Raw genomic sequence first — 18004 nt, forward strand, 5'->3', positions numbered from 1 at the left:
ATTCCCGGCCTCGCCAGCCGCTCATTTATCCCAAACTATTTTTGAAGGAACAAGACAGATGAACGAATTCCAAACTTCCACCGAACAACACGAAATGCTGGCCAGCGATCCAGATGGCCATGAAACAGGGCTCTCATTGCCCGTAGCAGCCACCGGCGAAGTAATCGGCGTATGTGAAAAGAAGCGAGTGTTGATGGGCGAAATCGAAGAGTGGACCAGCCACCGCGATAGCCTCCTCAGGGAGGCAGCGGAGCACTACGTGCAAATAGCGCCATTGGAAGCGCTCTTGGAAAACGAGGACGAACTCGATGCAGATCGACTGTATGAAATTCGAAAACAGTACAACACCCTCAAAATTCCTTACGACTCCTGCAAGACACGCGCTAGCTACGCAGACGCTCGAATTCGACGACGCGAGCAGCTGGTCAATCATGAAACCCTGATGGCGGGTTACGTCGAATCGATGACGAACTGGAAAGCCGACGAACAAGAGCTCAACGAGAAACGCGACAGCCTCAGCACCCGCTTGGCGCAGATCCAGCAGCAGGCAGAAGAGGACTTGACCAAGGCCCGGCAAGCCGAAACCGATGCCGCTACAGCCTATGCACAAGCCGTGGCCTGGGGCGACACCGAGGGCGAGAAAACCGCCAATGCCGACGCCCAGAAGGCTGCGAAGAATTTGGCGACTGCGAGCGAGCACCATCGTCGGCAACTTCTGATCATTGCCGCGCTGGAGCAGGAACTCGTCATCGTGGATCAACACATCGACGAGGCGCGGAAAGAGCACAAAACCATCGAACGAAGGGCGTTGCTCCTGGCGCAGACGGTTCTCGAGGAACAGTGGAACGAGAAAGCACAAGAGTTGCTGGCGATGGGCGGCAAGCTCTGGTCTGCCATCAGTCTTGTTGGTGGCGATCAAGTTACTCTTAGAAAACTGGTAATTCCTGAGGAGGGGGAAAACTTCAACAGCTGGACCAGTACAGATCTGTGGGAGCGCGCCTCCAAATACTCAACCCAAGACGTTCTCTCGTTGTAATGCGCTGAGCCACCGAAACAGCCTACGCAGGTAGGCTGCTTAACCTCCACAGGCTACAAAATGATCATTCAATTTGACCTTAGAAACACCCCCAACTGGAAAGACCTACTGAATGCACGAATAGTCTCCTTAAAGGAAATGCTGGAATTCGTGGACAAACCTCGCATAAAAACGAAAGTCGAGATTCTCACCGTGAAATTGATAAAAGCCGAGATCATCAGCATCCGAGAGTATCTTAAACTGTCAGAATAGCGCTGAACTTGTGAGCCGCACGAACATTCAAACTGTCATCAAACAAATGTAGGAATCAAACATGTCCAAACTTGCCGAATACCGCCAGCTCGAAAAGCACCTCGCCGAACAGCTTCAGGCTTTGGAAGCGCTGAAGAGCGATGGCGCGCTGAAAAAAGAGATCGAGTTCGAAACCAAGCTGCGCGAGTTGCTCAACCAATACGGCTTCAGCCTCAAGCACATCATCAACCTGCTGGATCCGCAAAGCACGAAGCGCGCTTCAACACCAGCGGCGGCACCTGGCAAGCGTAAGCCTCGCGCTCTGAAGGTCTACAAGAACCCGCACACCGGCGAAGTGGTCGAAACCAAAGGCGGCAATCACAAGACGCTGAAGGAGTGGAAAACCAAGCACGGTGCCGACGAAGTTGAAAGCTGGGTGAAGAAATAACGCAGCTTGAATAAAAGGCCTCTCAGAGGCCTTTTCTTTTGTTGATCACATCCTTCGCGCCTGAGAACTCAACATCTAAGAATCGCTACCATCAGCAAAAGGAGTCAACGTTGTGGACACAATGAGCAGACGTGAAATTGGCGACCTGTTGTCTCGGCGCCTCTCGCAATGCGCTTCACCTGCTCGATACATGCCGACCATAGTCTGTCTGTCGAGGTGATCGGCCCCGACCAGCGACAATTCACCGTCGCGAATATTGATCGCTCCAGCGCAGCTCTACCCATCTTGGCTAATGCTAGGTGCCTTGGCTTACTCCCTCGACTGCTTTCCTGTAGTTCGCTGCAGCCTTCTCGATCATCACTCTGCGCTCTTAACGGGTGATGAAGCCTTCCGCGAAGTATTACTCTGCCCTCCCAACCGCTAGAAACGAGCTGCTCCTGGCTGCTCTCGACGATTTTTTCTCGACGACCGCGTCTGCCCACTAGCCGCCGCTCACGGACGTCTGCTTTCGGCCAGAAGCGGACGTTCCCACGTGACCACTAGCAGCCAAATGCGGTCATTGGTTTACTCCAACTAAATTAATTCATCGGGATGCTATGGTGTGTACACCTAAATTTGTTTTTACTATGGCCAAGGACGTGCGGGATGTTCGTATACCTCGATGAGACTGAATTCGGAGAAGGCGCATTTAGTGGATATGCCAGCCTAATAACTGAGGAACGCATCCGCCAGGAGGTTATCGATGATGCATTAGAAAATCTTCGAATCGATACCGACCGTTTCCTGCCTCCTCAAAAAACTATGGATGATAGAACTCTTGAAAGAGGATACTTTCACGCCGCCGATGACAGCAAAAATGCTCATTCCCATCTTTGCAACGCTATAAACAAGTACGTTACCGGAAACTTTAAATCACATATTTTTCATGCAAGAAAAAACAGTTTTTCTGGCATTGAAGAAATTTACGATCTTGCATCAAAGCTTGCTGTAGTGGGTTTATTTTCAAAAGCGCGAGAACTCACATTCATTTTTGAGGGTAGGCATGGAATAAGTGTGCAGACACTATTAGAGGAGTGGTGGCCAGACCTGTGGAAAGGATTGAGCCAAAACTGCTTTTCAGCTCCATTTATCGTCAAATATTACCCAAATGTAAAATTCGAAATTTCCGACAAAAGCAATCCTGGATCACAAGTTGTAGACTTTATGCTTTGGTCATCGCAGCGAGCAGCCTATGCGAACGACCCCAAATGGTTCGAACGGTTAAATGGATGGGCCAAGAGCAGCACAACCACCATCGACGGCGGCTGGGACGGCCATAGTATTACTAGGCTCATTCCAGAAAATTTGAATCTGAAGCGATACGACATAGAAGATTGCCTAAGAGGGACTCCACTTTTGGGTCTAGATAATGATCTCTATACAATTTTAATAAACGTACAAAAAGTAATTAACAATATTCACTCACTCCCCAACAAAATCTATATTGATCACTTCTATTCGGATGTAGATTTTATTGTTAGGAATCGGCAAGCAAAGCAGGGGGTTGACTTTGTCATAAGAATGGCTGATTGCTTTATAAAATTATTTGACAACATTGCATTGATTTCATGTGAAACCCCTCCCAACGAAAAGACTTTTTGGCTTATGGCACGCAAGTGCATGGCCTTGACACTGCGCGATGAGTTAGAAGCCAAAATTCACGCAATTAGACTTTTCGATGTTCGAAGCGATTTGATTGAAAATCATCCCGCACTACTGGAGGAAGGTCTTTCCTAGGGGTATGAATGTCTGCTATGGGTACGATTCTGTTGAAAAAGGTCGGCAATTGTTTGCACCTCAGAAAAGTACGCGTCCGATCGAAACCTTTACTTTTAGACTCCGACTTCACCTAGCAGCGTGCAAAACAGGCATATTCACCAGTCAATGATCTGGCAGTTTGGGCAGACCGATTTTTTCGAAAGAATCGGCACGATAGGAGCCCGTCAGGCCAGGCTCCTATCGGCCAAAAGCAGGCGCTCGCTAAGAGGACAGGCTTTCTACTTCACAACCACGTATTGATCTGCGCCAATGGAGTACTGGTATGGAACGCCACCTGTGATAAAAAGATCGTCCTTAGAGGGGGATATACCGTTGAGGGCAAGAAAGTGGATTAGGTAAATACCTGAATTTTCGATTTTCTGTACAAATGTTATCTCATAGCTCTCGCCTGCTCCAACGTTCACGAATTGTAGTGGTGCACGGTTGAGAGTTCCCGCATAGCGTCCAGAAAGGAGGCTGATCGGCTTCTTGTAGATCGGTTTCCCCTCTGCGAAGGCAACGGGTACCAGAGTCAAGGCGTCATCATCCAAGGTAACTTTGCTTTCCTTGTTGCCAAGGTTGGAAAGAATCACTTTAACCTGAAGCAAGTTTTGCCCATCCATGAGTGGCTGAACCGATGATTCGACTTTTGCCTGGATATGCGGTTTTTGCGTGGTCCTCTGATCCAACTCCTTCAGTGTATATTCTGTGACTTCCTTTTCCTTTTTCACATACACAGTAGAGTAATAACCCCACACAGCGACAACGATCGCAGCTATGATCGTCGTCGCATGGGCGAGGATCTGAGATCCGAGATGGATTTTTTCGATTTTGCTGAGCGAACTCTCTGGCATTCTTAGCTCCTTGTTAAACAGGCGGGGCATTATTACTTGAGGGGGCAAGCCAAGACTCTCAGCCTAGTATGGATGCTCCCTTGAGCGCGACCATTATTAGTGTAATTGCCGAATCGAAATCATCCCCCCTTCGATACTCAGGAATTTCACCTCGGCATACTCTATTACTGCCCCCCGCCGGCTAGCCAAACCTAAAGTGAAAATTAAATGACTAGCTTGCCAGGTTAAAAAATTAAAGTCCGCCCGATCACGATTCAAACACTCAACCAAAGTTTCCGGCGAGTCCGAGAGCGGTTAAAAACTTGAAGTTTAGCTGTTCGCTTTTGCTGTGAACTCCGACAATTTAGCTTTAATATATTCAAGAGACTTCACTTCGGTGTTATGCCACGCTTGACTTCGGAGAATGTCAGAACTGGTAAAAGCAGGCGTATGATATAGACATTTTTTTGTGTCGAAATTTCCATTTGCGCAGAATTGACATTGAGTGATCTTAGATTCCCTACATTGGCCAGGAAGCTTTTTAATTGCATCGTATAAACGATCCCCATATATCTCAAAAATCCATTTGCCTTTGCAAATCTTAAGCAAAGTGTCCATGGAGTTTTGAAGGCTTAATCTATTAGCAAATTGATCTAGTTCATCCTTCTTTTTTAGCGCCTCGGTGTGCAGGCCTGCATTAGTTATAGATTTTATTGACTTTTTGTAACCGAATGCAGATTTGTATTCAGATTCGCAAGCGTTTCTGAGAGCTTCAAGCGAGACGTAATATAGAAATTCCAATTCGGGAACTATTGATCTGTGGACGCTATCGATAAGGCTTTCATCAATCAGCTTGCTAGTGGCGCGCGTGGCTAGAGGGATTAAGTAGGCGGTCGAGCAATTATTGACGTAATGACTTTCAATTGAATAATACTCAAGGGTAAATATAGCTGGATCGACAGCCATTTCACCTCTGTAAAACCTTACGTCACGATCTATAATTCCAAGAACATATCGTTCAACCGGTATATTATCTGCGACCTCGCGAATATCTTTGATGTTAGCTATGACACCTTCGCAACCCTCCCTCGTTTTACAAAGGCTTTCAGAGGCGTATACGTCACAGTCAGCACCCACAGAGCTGGCGAGACGCTCGTAAATGGGAACGTCATCAATTCCTTCCACAACCAATACTGGTCTCTTTGAAATTATCGCTAGATTCAAAAGCTCAGTGGCGTCGAACAGCATTCCGTTGGCAGAATCTTGGTTCATCTCAGAGCTCCGTTGGTTTTAGTTCGACTAAGCTAGATGGTCGTTTATGAGCCAAAATAGGACTATGTGAAGCCACAATAATTTGGGTATCAGGAGCTAGATCTTGAAGTAACGGGATTAGTTGTCGCTGCCAATTAGCATTGAGAGATATTTCAGGCTCGTCGATAATTAAAAAGTCTCGCTCCCTTGCGTCAATAACTACTAGAGCCAAGAAGGTGAACAAATGCCTTTCCCCACTTGAGAGGCTGTCGATGTTTAAGCTGACACCTCTCACAATTAGCTGGACGCCTTGTTTGGTTATCTCAATTTTTTTGTTGCTCAGGAACGAATTGAAAGTGTCTACAAACTGATTGATTGCATTGAGCAACTGCTTTTCAATTTTTAACTCCTTAGTCATATTCCACAAAAGCTGCCCGAGAATAGGGTTGTTTGTGAGTGTTCCGTCTTGAATTCGTAGATCGGTAAGAACTCCGATGATTTTGTTCTTTGACTCATTTTCTGGTCCGTCATTTAGCGCCTCAATAATACGCTCCTTTCCTTCAGCTATCTGAGTTGCTAGATCTTGGGGGAGGGGCAGATGCTGAGGTGTTTTATTTTCGGAGTCGATCGCCACAGCAAGAGTATCAAAAAGTGCATTTTGAATCTGCGATGACGCATAATCTCGCGCTTCTCGATACCGCTCAGTCAATAACGTTTCTATATTGCTCATATTGACACTTTGCAAAAATGCATGATCCCTATGCAGTAGGAGATCATTATTTTTACTTCGCAAAATCGAACGGGTGCGCGTGCGAAGAGTTCCTGTTCGATTTAGGAAAGCAGCCAAATTTTCTGATAAAACTTGAGATGCAGCACGTTCAAGTTTTACCTCGCTACTGCCAACCAGGAAACGAAATATATCGCTCCCCTCTACTTGAGCGGGCTGAATTGTTGTACCTCGATCAACCCCCATCGACAGCGATCTAGTCCTAGAAAGCCCGCTCGCGTCAAACTCTTTCCAATTAAAAGTTGAAGTCGCACTAATGCCTCCACCGGCCTCATCATCCTCCTCTTGTATGATTTTCACTTTGTGACCGATATCCATTTCATCTATCAAGGATATTTCAACGCACTTAACTTTCTCTTTAATTAGTGTGCTTTCGTCCTTGGAAAGCACCGCATGTATGAGCTTTAAAAAGGTAGTTTTGCCACTACCATTATCCCCATAAATAATTGAAGTTTGACTGTTCGAAAAGCGGACGGATGCCTCTAGTATTCGAGACTGAAAACCAATGAAACGAATGTGCTCTAACCTGAATTTCATTTTAACTCCATTTAATATTCTGTAATTCACTGAACAGTGGCAGAATGCCTGCTAACCATATTAGGTAATGCTTTGAACGCCTTCAAGCCTAACTCGTAGCGTAAGGAGCAATGGGTGTTGCTTTTTTTTGAAAAGGTAAAATTTCCACTTTGTCATTGACAGCAGCCCTCATTTGTAGTATATGCTTTCGCGACCTATATGATTGATGAACCTCTCATGATTCAAGGAGTCAGTTTTAATAGGATGGTTTATTCATGCGAGTGTGCTCATGGCCAACAATTTATTCATTTCCTACGATCTAAGATCACCAGGTCAAAGTTATTCCAGAGTCATAGAAGCCATTAAAAGTCTAGGCCCTTGGGCAAAAGTTCAAGAGTCAGTTTGGTATGTAAATGCTGCACTGACAGCAGAGTTCGCTGCAAAACATGTCCGTGCCGAGATGGATGAAAACGATCGTCTCATTGTGGTGGATGCAAGCAATAATGACGCTTATTGGTTCAATTTAACCGAGTCTGTCGCTAAGCACATGCAAAACAACTGGAATCATTAAATCGTTTTCTTTTATTCGCATGAGTTGGTGGCCGTTGAGCAAGCTGCCCGGAGCGCATAGTCGTTAAGGCCTCGCTCAAGCGATTAATATTCAGCTACACAAGCTTCATGTGTATTAGCCCTAGTTATTATATGTATTGTTGCATCTGCTCTTGCGTTTTTTAACTGCCCACTTTTGGCCCTAAACTCCACAACTCGATCGTCAGCTTCTGGCCGAAAGCTGCCGCTCACGGGATGCCGCTTTTGGCCGATTGCTGCCTGCAAAGACGATATTAGGATTGCCGTATCCGCATAATCGCATCTGTGATCGCTTTTGCATTTGTGTCTAAGGTCTCCATAGCCATCACAGCGTTATCTGCAACGACTGCTGCGCCACTGGCTGCAAGCCAAACGGCAACCTCCTCGATTGCCGCCGCCAGTGCATGCTGGTTGTGCAGGAGCAATGTCAGGGCGTCAGCAGTGGCGATATTAGAAGATGAGTTATTTGGCATGCGATCCATCCTGGAAATTAGGGTTTCGCGAAGCCTAGCTCATACGGCCGCAGCAGAGAGGCTTAGATACCGCATGCTTAAAAATTGCTACAACGCGAAGATGATTTGAGACTTTAGCCAATCGGTTGGGACGGGAGGCGGGCTACTGCATCCATCCATCAACGGAGCCAGCCAGCGTCTGCTTTCGGCCAGAAGCGGTCAGTTGTCAGCACCGTGAACTGCCTCAGCTAGCTGGTCATCGAAGTATTCCGTGTCATCACGGGGCTCTGAATTCAATCGCCGCTTGGCCTCGGCCAACATTTGAGGAAATGCGATTCGCTGGTTCAGAAAAGTAGCGACCATGAGATCTGACAGCTCTTTAAGAGGCGTGTCCCAGGAATCTCGACAATGCTGTAGTAACGTTGTCGGAGCCTCTCCTTTCCAAGGGCCAATGATGTTGGCTACTGTCGTCGGTTGGACCATTGGCATCAATTCGTACTGGTTGGAAAAACGGGATTCTACCGACAGATCGCACGTAGTGCGAAGGGCCGCTCTGGGTCGAAAACGGACATTTACGAATGGCTGCTTCTGGCCGAAAGCAGCCCGTTACGACTGCTGACTGATCGCTGGCAAAGCGGCCAAACTGATGATTACAGCCCGTTAATCGCATCAATTGGGCGGACTGGGAGTGGGGAATTACCTGGTCTCCTGCGCATGGACATGACCTCCTCCGTCCCTCTTTCGAGCATCGGAGCGTTACACCAGATGGCAGAGTTACACGCCTAAATGTTTGTGTACGCAGCCGATGTAACATCATAAATAATCAATAAATACAGTTACTTAACAACCATCGTTACACCAGTTACACGAGTTACACCGCATTTTTGAGGGGTACATGCCCCCACACCCCGTAAGCATCAATCCCACCAGCGAACGTCAGGTGTATCTCCCGCAGTGTGCCGGGGCCCCTGAGGTTTTCTTCGAGACACGGGGTCGGAAACCCGCGGGACTTTGGTAGCGGGAGAACTCCCAGCTTAGTGAACAGGTGAACTCGGTGAACTGCCTGTTCACCTGTGCATTTGCCCTACGAATTGACCGCTCAGAGATTACCGTTACCGTTCCGGTAACGATGCCCCTTTTTCTTCAAGATCCTTTCAATTTCAACGTTTGAATTTCAGTAAGCTGGAGCACCTTCCGCTACCAAAGTCCCGCGGGTTTCCGACCCCGTACAGATGAAATGTTTTCAGGGTCCCCGGTAGCTCACGCAGAGCAGATCGGTGAAAGTGCCGCATGAATCTCTACTTGCTAATCGAGCAAGCGGACTAGACACTTATTCAAGATTTTCTCACGCCCCCTTACTCGTACCCAGCCAGGAAGTGACCTCCGTTAGCTCAGCATGGACCTTCAAAACCTCGTCGATTTCTTTACTCACTAGTACACCGTCCGGGTGAAAATAACTTTGTCGCCTCCAATCAAATAGAAAATCAGGCTTGAATCTAACGTCAACACCAGCCTTCTTTTTAATATGAACACCCGCAGATTTGCGAAAATCCGTATAGAATTTTTGCAACCCTTTAACCTTAACATCTAGCTCTCTTCCATCTACCAAGTCGGTTTCCGTATAGAATCCAAAAACACTTGGCTTCGAGCCAATCATCGATACATGCGGATGGGAAGTCAGGTACTGGATTTTCCCCGGATACCCTTCATATCCAAAATCAAAATCCATGACATCCGGCACAGCACGTCTGAACTCTTCCCTATATTTATCATCTATAACACCCTCAAAGTGACCTTCCACATAAATTGCCGCAGGAAGACTTTCGAGGCGTTCATCCAATCGTATATCCGAATCAATTGGATTCCGACAATCAATACAAAAAGAAACTCGAATCGAGCTAGGCCTATGAAATGCTTGATAAAAAGACGATCGGGTATCGCAGGCACCTCTCGTTAGCATTATGGAAATATCGTCTGGAACCAACGAAACAATCCCGGTCAATGTAACCTTTGCCTCTGAGCAGTTTTCAAGCATTACCTCAGGCACTAAGACAGGAATAGGCCTATTACTGTCAGTAATAACCAAATTGTCTGATGTCGCTCCTTTCTCAAGTGCTGTTTGATCAAGAATAAAACTTTTCAGACTTTCCGGGTATAAATATGCAATACAAAACACTCCGACATCACTTTTTATAGGCGGCAATGTCTGCACTGGAAACTGAAAGGTTCGAAACTTAGCCGTCAGCGTCTTGTTATTTACAATTAGTTTTGATTTAAGATCGTAAGACTGACCAACAATTTCCGACTTAGCACTTGCCGGAATGGTTGGCAAATAAGACAGAGGACGATAAGTCGGCGCATAACGACTTAACACACCTTTTACGGTGACAGTAGAGCCGATTTTCAAATTGGCATTAAAAAAATCATCCGACAGCTTTTCCACTCTATACGGCGTGACAATCCTATTGCGAGCTTTTGTAAGCCCTATTCCACCGAGTCTTTTGAAGGGCAAAAATGCTTCTATCGCGTCTTTAAGACTTGTAAACAGTTCCATTGCCATACCTGCCACGCACCATCTCGGGTTGGGATTTCTTATATCATAATGCCACTGGGCTCTATTTTAGGTAACTAATGCAGCCCAATTTTTCATACGCTTGCTTTATAGCGGAAAAAGTCCTCATACGGTCTCCAATGCCTGAAAAGCAAAGGGCAGATAAATCTGTATCCCTCCTTGTATCCCTAAAGTAGAAAACCCCCTGAAACGCATATAAACTCTGCCCCAAGCGAGTCCCCCTCGGGCACCAAAATTAAGAAAGGTCTTGCTTAGCAAGGCCTTTTTTTTCGTCTGTCGGAAAGTGCCGCTGGCCCTCCGACGAGATCTCACACAGGTTCACCCCATGGAAACGTCACTGGAAACCGTCGCCCTGTTCTCCCTGAAACTCGCGTACGAGGAAGAAGGCCTGAGCCCGATCCTGCGCGATGACATGGTCATGGGCGACTACCAGAAAGACGTATTCGAACTGCTGGTGCGCCGGGGTGATGTCGAGACGATCCAGTTCAAGATGAACGAATGCCTGGCGCTGGCGATGGATGCGTTGGGTGGCGTCGAGAAACCGTTGGGGCGGGAACTGCACAAGTTGTCGACGGACTTCAGTCAGGCGCAGTCGCTGGAGCAGCTGGATCAGCCGCTCCTCGCGCTCAAGGGTTATTTGAAGGACATTCTTTAAGCTGCACAGATGAAGAAAGTGGCGCGCAGCTTCTATTTTGATATCTTGCCGTCCACTCGCTAGAGGCCGGTCAACCGCCTCATTTATCGCGCACTCGGGAATAAACCAAAATGGATGCTGTGTTGTGCTTGCTGGTGATGGCTGGAACCTGGCTGTGGGTGGTGAAGCAACGAGGTGAGTGGAACCTGTTGCTGGCCAACCTTGCCGGCGCCGGAAGTGGCGTGGTTACCGGCATTGTGTTCACGCTGATTTACGACGCAGTCATTGGTACGTCGATGGCGACACCCAACCTGCATCGCAGTCTGGTGGTGTTCATCACCAGCGCGGGCGTTCTGGCGGGGGTATGGCTGTGGATTGCCAATCGCCGTCAACCCGAACACCCGATTGCACGCCAGTTGCTCGGCGCGGTGTGTGGCCTGGCCGCGGGCATGGCGACCCTGCTGTTTCTGGCGGTGAATTATTTCCCCCAGACGTGACTGGACGGCGTGACTGTTTTGCGGTCAGCGCCGAGCCTTCAACACCCGAATCTCAGTAGGAAACCCATCCGCCCCCACCAGTTTCTTCCAGCCCACATACTGAAACTCGCCCCGCGAGTCGATGTAATCACCCTTCTCAACCGACCTGCCACCGACAATCGCCACGCGCTTTTCCTCACCACACCCGCCATCCGACGGCCGAACGGTGTAGATCACATACGGCTTCACATATTGCGTGGCACGAAAGTATTGGCCGCAGACTTCATCGACGGTAATCAACATGGTTTTCAGGCGTGCTTCGCCGTCCATGTCTTCGTGGAGTTTGAGGAAGGAGATTTCGCCGACATCGCTGTAGCCGAGTGAACGGGCACGTTGGTATTCGGGGGAGTTCTGGTGGGCGATCCGGCCTTGCTCGGCAGCCTGGTTCATTCTGTCGGCGAACTCGGCTTTGCCACGGGCAATCATCGCATCGGCCTCGGCCGCCACGTTTTCGCATTGAGCGAATTCCCCGGAGGCGAGGTACTGGGGAGGCAGGTTTGGGCGGTGCTCATTCATGCTCCCCTGGCTGTTCTCCAGATCGCCCGTCACCTCAAAGGCGCCGGGCACGCGACCGCTTTGGACGTCGGCCATTTTTTCCTGCATTCGCTGACAATTGGCGAGGTAATACTTCCAGCTGTTTTCCGGGTGCTCTTTCCAGGCGGCGAATGCCGGGGTCAGCGTGGTAGCAAGGACGAACGCACAAAACAGACGGCAGGTTTTGAGAGCAGGCATGAGTAGTCCATTACGGAGATGAAGTCAGTGGCGCGACGCTACTATTTTGCTATCTTGCCGTCCACTGTCGAGCAAGCTGCCAAGGGCCTGATCAACACCGATTCCGAAGGAAGAATGCGATGGAAATAGCCGTTATGTTTTTTGCCTGGGCGGCCATGTGGGTATGGGTCGTCAGGCAACGTGGTGCCTGGAATCTGATCCTCGCCAATGTGCTCGGTGCCGCCAGCGGCATGATGGTAGGCGTGGTGGTCTCGGAGTTTTACATTCGCCTGTTCGGGGCGGACCGGCCGCCCATACCCGGGCTAATGGGCACAGTGCTGCAGATGCTGACAACCGCTGCGGCGCTGGTGGGTGTATGGATGCTGGTATCCCATCGATCGCAGGTCGAACATCCTGTTGCGCGTCAGCTACTGGCAGGCCTTTGCGGCACCGTGGCCGGCCTGACAACATTCATGTTTTTTGCACTCAAATAATTTTGCCGGCGTTGAATGCGATGGTTGCTGTAGCAGCGGATGTCTATTTTGCTATCTTGCCGCCCATCTCAGCACTGCGAGCGCTGAATTCAGGTTTTGCAGGTTTAAGGAAAGGATCGAATGGAGTTTTTGCGTTTTCTGGCATTTGTCGCGGCCTGGGGTTTCATGTGGCGCTGGGTGGTGAAAAACCGCGGCAGCTGGAATCTGTTTTACGCCAACCTGGTCGGTGTCGCGGGCGGTTTCATTGTTTCGATGGTGGTGCTGGCGATCACTTTTTCATTGTTCCCGTCGGCGCATCGCTACGAAGCCGCGCAGACTGAAAACGTCGTGGCACAGCAGCAAGCCGAACCGACCTCGTTGCTGCCGGAAGCCGAGGCAGTTGCAAGTCCTGCTGCGCTGAAAGATGCGCCGGTGTTTGCCGCTATCGAGCCGGACAACAAGCCCTCTCCAGCGGATTCCGCGTTGCTGCCGAACTACGCCAGTCGCGCGCCGAAGACGATGTCGGTGCAAACCGTGATCGACCAGAGTGACGATGAGGGGCGCAAGGCCCTGACGGCGCTGAGCAAAAAATTGCGCGCCGATGCGCAGGGCGACAAGTCGATGCTCGCGTATGTCATGTGCAGCCCGTTCGTGACCAGCACCTTGCGCTTCCCTGCGTCTGCCCGGTTTGCCGACAGCAAAATCCTGACGCCGCAACGCTTCAAGGATCAGGTCTACACCTTCAGCAACACCGTCACCGCGCGGAACATGAATGGCGACGACGTGACGTACCGCTTCGACTGCTCCGTACAGGAACAGCCAAGAGTCGATGCGACGCCTGCCGAATGGCGCCTGTTGGCGCTGAAGCTGGAAAAAGCGGGCTCTTAAGCCTGGTTTAAGGGTTCGAGGCGCCGGCTGCGCTATCATCGCCGGCCTGTGCGCCTTGAGCTTTACCCCCGATGCCTCCGATACCTGATGACCTGAGCCCGTTGCCTGCTGTTCTGGCCGGGCCACTGCTGCGCCGACTGAAACCGACGCGCTTAGTGTTTTGGCTGGTCGGCAGCCGCGAACTGTCGTTGACCTTGCGCCTGCAAGGGGTAGGAGACATTCCACTGGATGCCGGGAAATGCACGGTCATTCCGGTGGGCACCCGGGCGTTTGTTCACCTGATCGACGTTCCGCTGGAAACCGCCCTGCCCTGTGACACCCGCATCGACTACGACCTGTTGATCGATGGCCAGCAGCCCATCGCCGACTGGGCGCCGCACCTGCTCTACGACAACGCCACCAGCCCGAACTTCGTCCTGCGTTCTCGCATCGACCAGTTGCTGCACGGTTCCTGCCGCAAGCCCCATCACCCGGCCGCCGACGGCCTGCTCTGCGTTGACCGGTTGCTGGCCGCCGAAACCGATCCGCAGCAACGTCCCGCCCTGTTGATGATGAGCGGCGATCAGGTTTACGCCGACGACGTTGCCGGCCCGATGTTGCGGGCAATTCATGCCCTGATCGAGCGCCTCGGCCTGTTCGGTGAGCACCTCGAAGGCGCGGTGGTCAGCGATAGCGCGAAACTCTATGAACACCCGGCCAGCTACTACCATCGTGCGGATTTGCTGCCGGCACTCGAGAGCAACGAGACACTGCGCGAGCGCTTCTTCGGCGGTGCGCGCAAGCCGATTTTCACCAGCAGCAGCGCCGACAATCACCTCGTGACGTTTGCCGAAGTCATGGCGATGTATTTGCTGGTGTGGTCGCCAACGCCCTGGGCGCTGGTCAACCCGCAGCCGCCGGCACTGACGCCGGAACGCCTCAAGCGCTATGCCCTCGAACAGACCCGCATCGACGGTTTCAAGGCCGGCCTCGGCCAGGTGGCCCGGGCATTGGCGCACCTGCCGAGCCTGATGATCTTCGATGACCACGACATCACCGATGACTGGAACCTGTCCGCGCAATGGGAGGAAACGGCCTACGGCCACCCGTTCTCCAAACGCATCATCGGCAACGCGCTGATCGCCTACATGTTGTGTCAGGGCTGGGGCAACAATCCGGATGCATTCAGCGCTGTACTGGAGAAAACCCGAGGCCTGAGCGCCAGCGGAGACGACCGCTATCTCGACGCTCCCGTGCAGGACGGATTGATTGAGGAATTGCTGCGCTTTCAGCAGTGGCATTTCGTATTGCCGACCAGCCCGGCGCTAGTGGTGCTCGACACTCGCACCCGACGCTGGCGCAGCGAAATGGCGCTCAAGCAACCGTCGGGTTTGCTGGACTGGGAAGCCTTGAGCGAACTGCAGCAGGAACTGCTCGACCATCCTTCGGCGATCATCGTTTCGCCGGCACCGATCTTCGGTGTAAAGCTGATCGAAACCGTGCAGCGAGTATTCAGCTGGTGCGGTTATCCACTGCTGGTGGACGCGGAAAACTGGATGGCCCATCGCGGCGCGGCCCAGGTGATCCTGAACATTTTCCGACACTCGCGTACACCGGGCAGTTACGTGGTGCTGTCAGGCGACGTGCATTATTCCTTCGTCTACGAAGTCCTGATCCGACACCGCAAGGCCGGCCCGCGCATCTGGCAAATCACCAGCAGCGGTATCAAGAACGAGTTCCCGCCTACCCTGCTGGAATGGTTCGACCGCCTCAACCGCTGGCTCTACTCACCACGCTCCCCCCTCAACTGGCTGACCAAACGCCGCCGCATGCGCATCGTCCCATACGTGCCGGAACACGCCGAAGCGGGTGAGCGGCTGTGGAATTCGGCGGGGATTGGTCAGGTGTTTTTCAACCAACAGGGGCAGCCGAACGACATCATCCAGCACAACGCGAACGGCGCACCGAAGACCCGGATGCTGGCGCCGGATTTGTCGGACTATCCTGATTAAATAAAAATGGCTGCCGATAAAACGGCAGCCATTTCAGACGCAACCGGGACAATCAGCTTTCGCCCAGCGCCCGAGCCACCCCTCTGACAATCATCCCCACCTCCCGCTCATCAATCGTCAGCGGCGGCAGCAGCCGGATCGTCTTGCCGCGAGTGACGTTGATCAGCAGTCCATGATCCCGCGCGGCAATCAGTGTCAGGTCGCGAATCGGCTGTTTGAGTTCGATGCCGATCATCAGCCCTTGTCCACGAATCGCCAGCACATTCGGATTGTCCGCCAGCTCTGCACGCAAGCGGGTCAGCAGGCACTCGCCTTGGACCCTGGCATTTTCCAGCAGGCCCTGTTCCTCGATGATCTCGAGCACGGTGCAACCTACCCGACACGCCAGTGGATTGCCGCCGAAGGTGCTGCCGTGGCTGCCGGGGGTGAACAGATCCGCCGCCCGGCCCCGTGCCAGGCAGGCGCCGATCGGCACGCCGTTGCCCAGGCCTTTGGCGAGGGTCATGACGTCGGGAACGATGCCTTCGTGCTGAAACGCAAACCAGCGGCCGGTACGGCCGATGCCGGTCTGGATTTCGTCGAGCATCAGCAGCCAGGCGTGACGGTTGCACAATTCACGCAGGGCCTTGAGGTAGCCAGGCGGCGCCAGTTGCACGCCGCTTTCACCCTGGATCGGCTCCACCAGAATCGCCACGATCCGCTGACCATGTTTGCGCTGCACTTGCTCCAGCGCCTGAAGATCGCCGAACGGCACTTTGATGAAATCCCCGGGCAAGTCATTGAAACCCAGGCGCACCGCCGGGCCATCGCTGGCGGACAAGGTGCCGAGGGTACGGCCATGAAACGCGTTGGCCATCACCACCACCAGCGGCTGTTCGATGCCTTTGCGCCAGCCGTACAGACGCGCCAGTTTCAGCGCGGTTTCGTTAGCCTCGGCACCGGAGTTGTTGAAGAACGCCCGCTCCATCCCCGCCAGCCGCGTCAGCTTCTGCGCCAGCGATTGTTGCCAGTCGATGCTGTAGAGATTGGAGGTGTGCAGCAACAATCCCGCCTGCTCGCTGATCGCCGAAACGATGCGCGGGTGCGAATGGCCGACATTGGTCACCGCCACGCCCGCCACCGCGTCCAGATATTCGCGGCCCGCCTGATCCCAGAGTCGGGTGCCCAGGCCTTTGATGAAGCTCAAGTCCAGGGGTTGATAGGTGTTCATCAGGGCGGCGGTCATGTCGGCAAACTCCAGCGAGGTGAGGTGCTGGCAGTATGGTTATCCACCTGAACTGGATAAACTCGGCAAAACTTCAATCATTTAAAAGCCAGGCTTGATAATGGATCTGTTCCAGTCGATGAGCGTGTACGTCAAGGTGGTGGAGTCCGGCAGCATGACGGCGGCCGCGCTGCAGTGCGAAATGTCCACGACCATGGTGGGCAATCACCTGCGGGCGCTGGAGCAACGGCTCGGCGTGCAATTGCTGCAACGCACCACCCGCCGCCAGCGACTGACCGAGTTCGGCAGCGTTTACTACCAGCGCTGTCTGGAAGTGCTCGGTCTGGTCGCCGACTCCGAACGCCTCGCCGAGCAGACGCTGGATGAACCGCGCGGCATTCTGCGGGTTACTGCGCCGCTGACCTTTGGCGTTGAACGCCTGGCCCCGGCGCTCAGTGAATTTTCCCTGCAATGTCCGCAGGTCAAACTCGACGTGATCCTGACCAACCGCCGTCCGGATCTGCTGGAAAGCGGTCTCGACGTGGCCTTCCGACTGGGCCACTTCGACCAGTCCAACCTGATCGCCCGCCCGCTGATCGACTACACCCTGACCGTCTGCGCCTCCCCGGAATACGTGGCCCGACGCGGCATGCCGCTCACGCCTGAGGAACTGCGCCAGCACGACTGCCTGTCCTTCGCCTACCCCGCCGGCGATGACTGGCAATCGGTGGAAAAACAGTGGCGCCTCAGCGGTCCGGACGGAGAAATCATGGTCGACGTCAAAGGCCCGATGCTGATCAACAGCTCCGCCGGCCTGCATCAAGCCGCGCGCACCGGCATGGGCATCGTGATGCTGCCGGACGCACTGGTGGAACAGGATCTGCGCGACGGCCGACTGGTGGTGGTGATGCCGGACTATCAGCCGCCGAACCGCCCGATGCATCTGCTTTACGCGCCGGATCGCTATCGGTTGCCTAAACTGCGTCGCTTCGTCGAGTTTGCCATGCAGATGTGGGGCAGACCGTAGGCAACGCGACTACTGTTGGAAATACACCA

Annotated in this window: 17 protein-coding genes; 10 read left to right on the top strand and 7 right to left on the bottom strand. The window is 52.2% G+C overall.

The annotated features are described in order from the left end of the window. Nucleotides 1-193 precede the first annotated feature (193 nt). The 3 genes from CAF90_RS13510 (at nucleotide 194) to CAF90_RS13525 (ending at nucleotide 3491) form a co-directional block, all read left to right on the top strand. A complete protein-coding gene (locus CAF90_RS13510; protein WP_085607031.1) occupies nucleotides 194-1036 on the top strand; it encodes a chromosome segregation protein SMC in 843 nt (280 codons plus the stop codon). Nucleotides 1037-1349: 313 nt separating this feature from the next. Continuing rightward, nucleotides 1350-1715, top strand: a complete 366-nt coding sequence (locus CAF90_RS13520) for a histone-like nucleoid-structuring protein, MvaT/MvaU family (RefSeq protein ID WP_085606863.1) — start codon at nucleotides 1350-1352, stop codon at nucleotides 1713-1715. Between the two features lie 645 nt (nucleotides 1716-2360). Further along, nucleotides 2361-3491: a hypothetical protein gene (locus CAF90_RS13525; RefSeq protein WP_085606865.1), complete on the top strand. Its 1131-nt coding sequence runs from the start codon at nucleotides 2361-2363 to the stop codon at nucleotides 3489-3491. 260 nt (nucleotides 3492-3751) lie between these two features. On the opposite strand, the gene CAF90_RS13530 is transcribed toward CAF90_RS13525, so the two are convergent. From CAF90_RS13530 to CAF90_RS13540, 3 genes are all read right to left on the bottom strand, one after another. Then, nucleotides 3752-4366, bottom strand: coding sequence for a hypothetical protein (locus tag CAF90_RS13530; protein WP_085606867.1), 615 nt, complete (start codon nucleotides 4364-4366; stop codon nucleotides 3752-3754). A 309-nt stretch (nucleotides 4367-4675) separates the two neighbouring features. Continuing rightward, a complete protein-coding gene (locus CAF90_RS13535) occupies nucleotides 4676-5617 on the bottom strand; it encodes a DUF4435 domain-containing protein (protein WP_085606869.1) in 942 nt (313 codons plus the stop codon). Nucleotide 5618: 1 nt separating this feature from the next. Beyond that, entirely contained in the window at nucleotides 5619-6920 is a 1302-nt protein-coding gene (locus CAF90_RS13540) for an AAA family ATPase (RefSeq protein WP_085606871.1), read from the bottom strand. 268 nt (nucleotides 6921-7188) lie between these two features. Between CAF90_RS13540 and CAF90_RS13545 the strand changes: the two genes are divergently transcribed. Further along, a complete protein-coding gene (locus CAF90_RS13545; RefSeq protein ID WP_085607033.1) occupies nucleotides 7189-7470 on the top strand; it encodes a hypothetical protein in 282 nt (93 codons plus the stop codon). A gap of 271 nt (nucleotides 7471-7741) precedes the next feature. Here CAF90_RS13545 and CAF90_RS13550 read toward each other — a convergent pair whose 3' ends face one another. Together CAF90_RS13550 and CAF90_RS29230 are read right to left on the bottom strand one after the other, a co-directional pair. Continuing rightward, nucleotides 7742-7960, bottom strand: a complete 219-nt coding sequence (locus CAF90_RS13550; protein WP_085606873.1) for a hypothetical protein — start codon at nucleotides 7958-7960, stop codon at nucleotides 7742-7744. Between the two features lie 1324 nt (nucleotides 7961-9284). Then, nucleotides 9285-10499, bottom strand: a complete 1215-nt coding sequence (locus CAF90_RS29230) for a hypothetical protein (protein ID WP_139834491.1) — start codon at nucleotides 10497-10499, stop codon at nucleotides 9285-9287. 337 nt (nucleotides 10500-10836) lie between these two features. On the opposite strand from CAF90_RS29230, the gene CAF90_RS13560 reads away from it, so the two are divergent. Both CAF90_RS13560 and CAF90_RS13565 read left to right on the top strand, forming a co-directional pair. Further along, complete coding sequence (locus CAF90_RS13560) at nucleotides 10837-11166, top strand: hypothetical protein (protein ID WP_007956700.1); 330 nt, start codon at nucleotides 10837-10839, stop codon at nucleotides 11164-11166. Between the two features lie 110 nt (nucleotides 11167-11276). Beyond that, nucleotides 11277-11642 (top strand): hypothetical protein, encoded by a 366-nt coding sequence (locus tag CAF90_RS13565; protein WP_085606877.1) that lies wholly within the window; start codon nucleotides 11277-11279, stop codon nucleotides 11640-11642. A 24-nt stretch (nucleotides 11643-11666) separates the two neighbouring features. On the opposite strand, the gene CAF90_RS13570 is transcribed toward CAF90_RS13565, so the two are convergent. Next, a complete protein-coding gene (locus CAF90_RS13570) occupies nucleotides 11667-12413 on the bottom strand; it encodes a hypothetical protein (RefSeq protein WP_085606879.1) in 747 nt (248 codons plus the stop codon). 119 nt (nucleotides 12414-12532) lie between these two features. Here CAF90_RS13570 and CAF90_RS13575 point away from each other — a divergent pair, with 119 nt between their 5' ends. From CAF90_RS13575 to CAF90_RS13585, 3 genes are all read left to right on the top strand, one after another. Further along, nucleotides 12533-12886 (top strand): hypothetical protein, encoded by a 354-nt coding sequence (locus CAF90_RS13575; protein WP_085606881.1) that lies wholly within the window; start codon nucleotides 12533-12535, stop codon nucleotides 12884-12886. A gap of 120 nt (nucleotides 12887-13006) precedes the next feature. After that, a complete protein-coding gene (locus CAF90_RS13580) occupies nucleotides 13007-13753 on the top strand; it encodes a hypothetical protein (RefSeq protein WP_085606883.1) in 747 nt (248 codons plus the stop codon). Between the two features lie 71 nt (nucleotides 13754-13824). Further along, nucleotides 13825-15744, top strand: a complete 1920-nt coding sequence (locus CAF90_RS13585) for an alkaline phosphatase D family protein (protein ID WP_085606885.1) — start codon at nucleotides 13825-13827, stop codon at nucleotides 15742-15744. A 52-nt stretch (nucleotides 15745-15796) separates the two neighbouring features. Here CAF90_RS13585 and CAF90_RS13590 read toward each other — a convergent pair whose 3' ends face one another. Continuing rightward, the gene (locus CAF90_RS13590; protein ID WP_085606887.1) at nucleotides 15797-16969 is read right to left on the bottom strand and encodes an aspartate aminotransferase family protein; all 1173 of its coding nucleotides are present in this window, start codon (nucleotides 16967-16969) and stop codon (nucleotides 15797-15799) included. A 100-nt stretch (nucleotides 16970-17069) separates the two neighbouring features. Between CAF90_RS13590 and CAF90_RS13595 the strand changes: the two genes are divergently transcribed. Then, nucleotides 17070-17975 carry a LysR family transcriptional regulator gene (locus tag CAF90_RS13595; protein ID WP_007956710.1) on the top strand — a complete coding sequence of 302 codons (906 nt, stop codon included), beginning with the start codon at nucleotides 17070-17072 and terminating at the stop codon, nucleotides 17973-17975. The last annotated feature ends 29 nt before the right edge of the window (nucleotides 17976-18004 follow it).

The sequence above is a fragment of the Pseudomonas sp. B37(2017) genome (assembly GCF_002112885.1).
Taxonomy (GTDB): Bacteria; Pseudomonadota; Gammaproteobacteria; order Pseudomonadales; family Pseudomonadaceae; genus Aquipseudomonas; species Aquipseudomonas paraglycinae.

Bases quoted from the DNA above. Each gene is read 5' to 3' on its own strand.
- CAF90_RS13510 (WP_085607031.1), top strand. From the start codon at position 194: ATGGGCGAAATCGAAGAGTGGACCAGCCACCGCGATAGCCTCCTCAGG.
- CAF90_RS13520 (WP_085606863.1), top strand. From the start codon at position 1,350: ATGTCCAAACTTGCCGAATACCGCCAGCTCGAAAAGCACCTCGCCGAA.
- CAF90_RS13525 (WP_085606865.1), top strand. From the start codon at position 2,361: ATGTTCGTATACCTCGATGAGACTGAATTCGGAGAAGGCGCATTTAGT.
- CAF90_RS13530 (WP_085606867.1), bottom strand. From the start codon at position 4,366: ATGCCAGAGAGTTCGCTCAGCAAAATCGAAAAAATCCATCTCGGATCT.
- CAF90_RS13535 (WP_085606869.1), bottom strand. From the start codon at position 5,617: ATGAACCAAGATTCTGCCAACGGAATGCTGTTCGACGCCACTGAGCTT.
- CAF90_RS13540 (WP_085606871.1), bottom strand. From the start codon at position 6,920: ATGAAATTCAGGTTAGAGCACATTCGTTTCATTGGTTTTCAGTCTCGA.
- CAF90_RS13545 (WP_085607033.1), top strand. From the start codon at position 7,189: ATGGCCAACAATTTATTCATTTCCTACGATCTAAGATCACCAGGTCAA.
- CAF90_RS13550 (WP_085606873.1), bottom strand. From the start codon at position 7,960: ATGCCAAATAACTCATCTTCTAATATCGCCACTGCTGACGCCCTGACA.
- CAF90_RS29230 (WP_139834491.1), bottom strand. From the start codon at position 10,499: ATGGCAATGGAACTGTTTACAAGTCTTAAAGACGCGATAGAAGCATTT.
- CAF90_RS13560 (WP_007956700.1), top strand. From the start codon at position 10,837: ATGGAAACGTCACTGGAAACCGTCGCCCTGTTCTCCCTGAAACTCGCG.
- CAF90_RS13565 (WP_085606877.1), top strand. From the start codon at position 11,277: ATGGATGCTGTGTTGTGCTTGCTGGTGATGGCTGGAACCTGGCTGTGG.
- CAF90_RS13570 (WP_085606879.1), bottom strand. From the start codon at position 12,413: ATGCCTGCTCTCAAAACCTGCCGTCTGTTTTGTGCGTTCGTCCTTGCT.
- CAF90_RS13575 (WP_085606881.1), top strand. From the start codon at position 12,533: ATGGAAATAGCCGTTATGTTTTTTGCCTGGGCGGCCATGTGGGTATGG.
- CAF90_RS13580 (WP_085606883.1), top strand. From the start codon at position 13,007: ATGGAGTTTTTGCGTTTTCTGGCATTTGTCGCGGCCTGGGGTTTCATG.
- CAF90_RS13585 (WP_085606885.1), top strand. From the start codon at position 13,825: ATGCCTCCGATACCTGATGACCTGAGCCCGTTGCCTGCTGTTCTGGCC.
- CAF90_RS13590 (WP_085606887.1), bottom strand. From the start codon at position 16,969: ATGACCGCCGCCCTGATGAACACCTATCAACCCCTGGACTTGAGCTTC.
- CAF90_RS13595 (WP_007956710.1), top strand. From the start codon at position 17,070: ATGGATCTGTTCCAGTCGATGAGCGTGTACGTCAAGGTGGTGGAGTCC.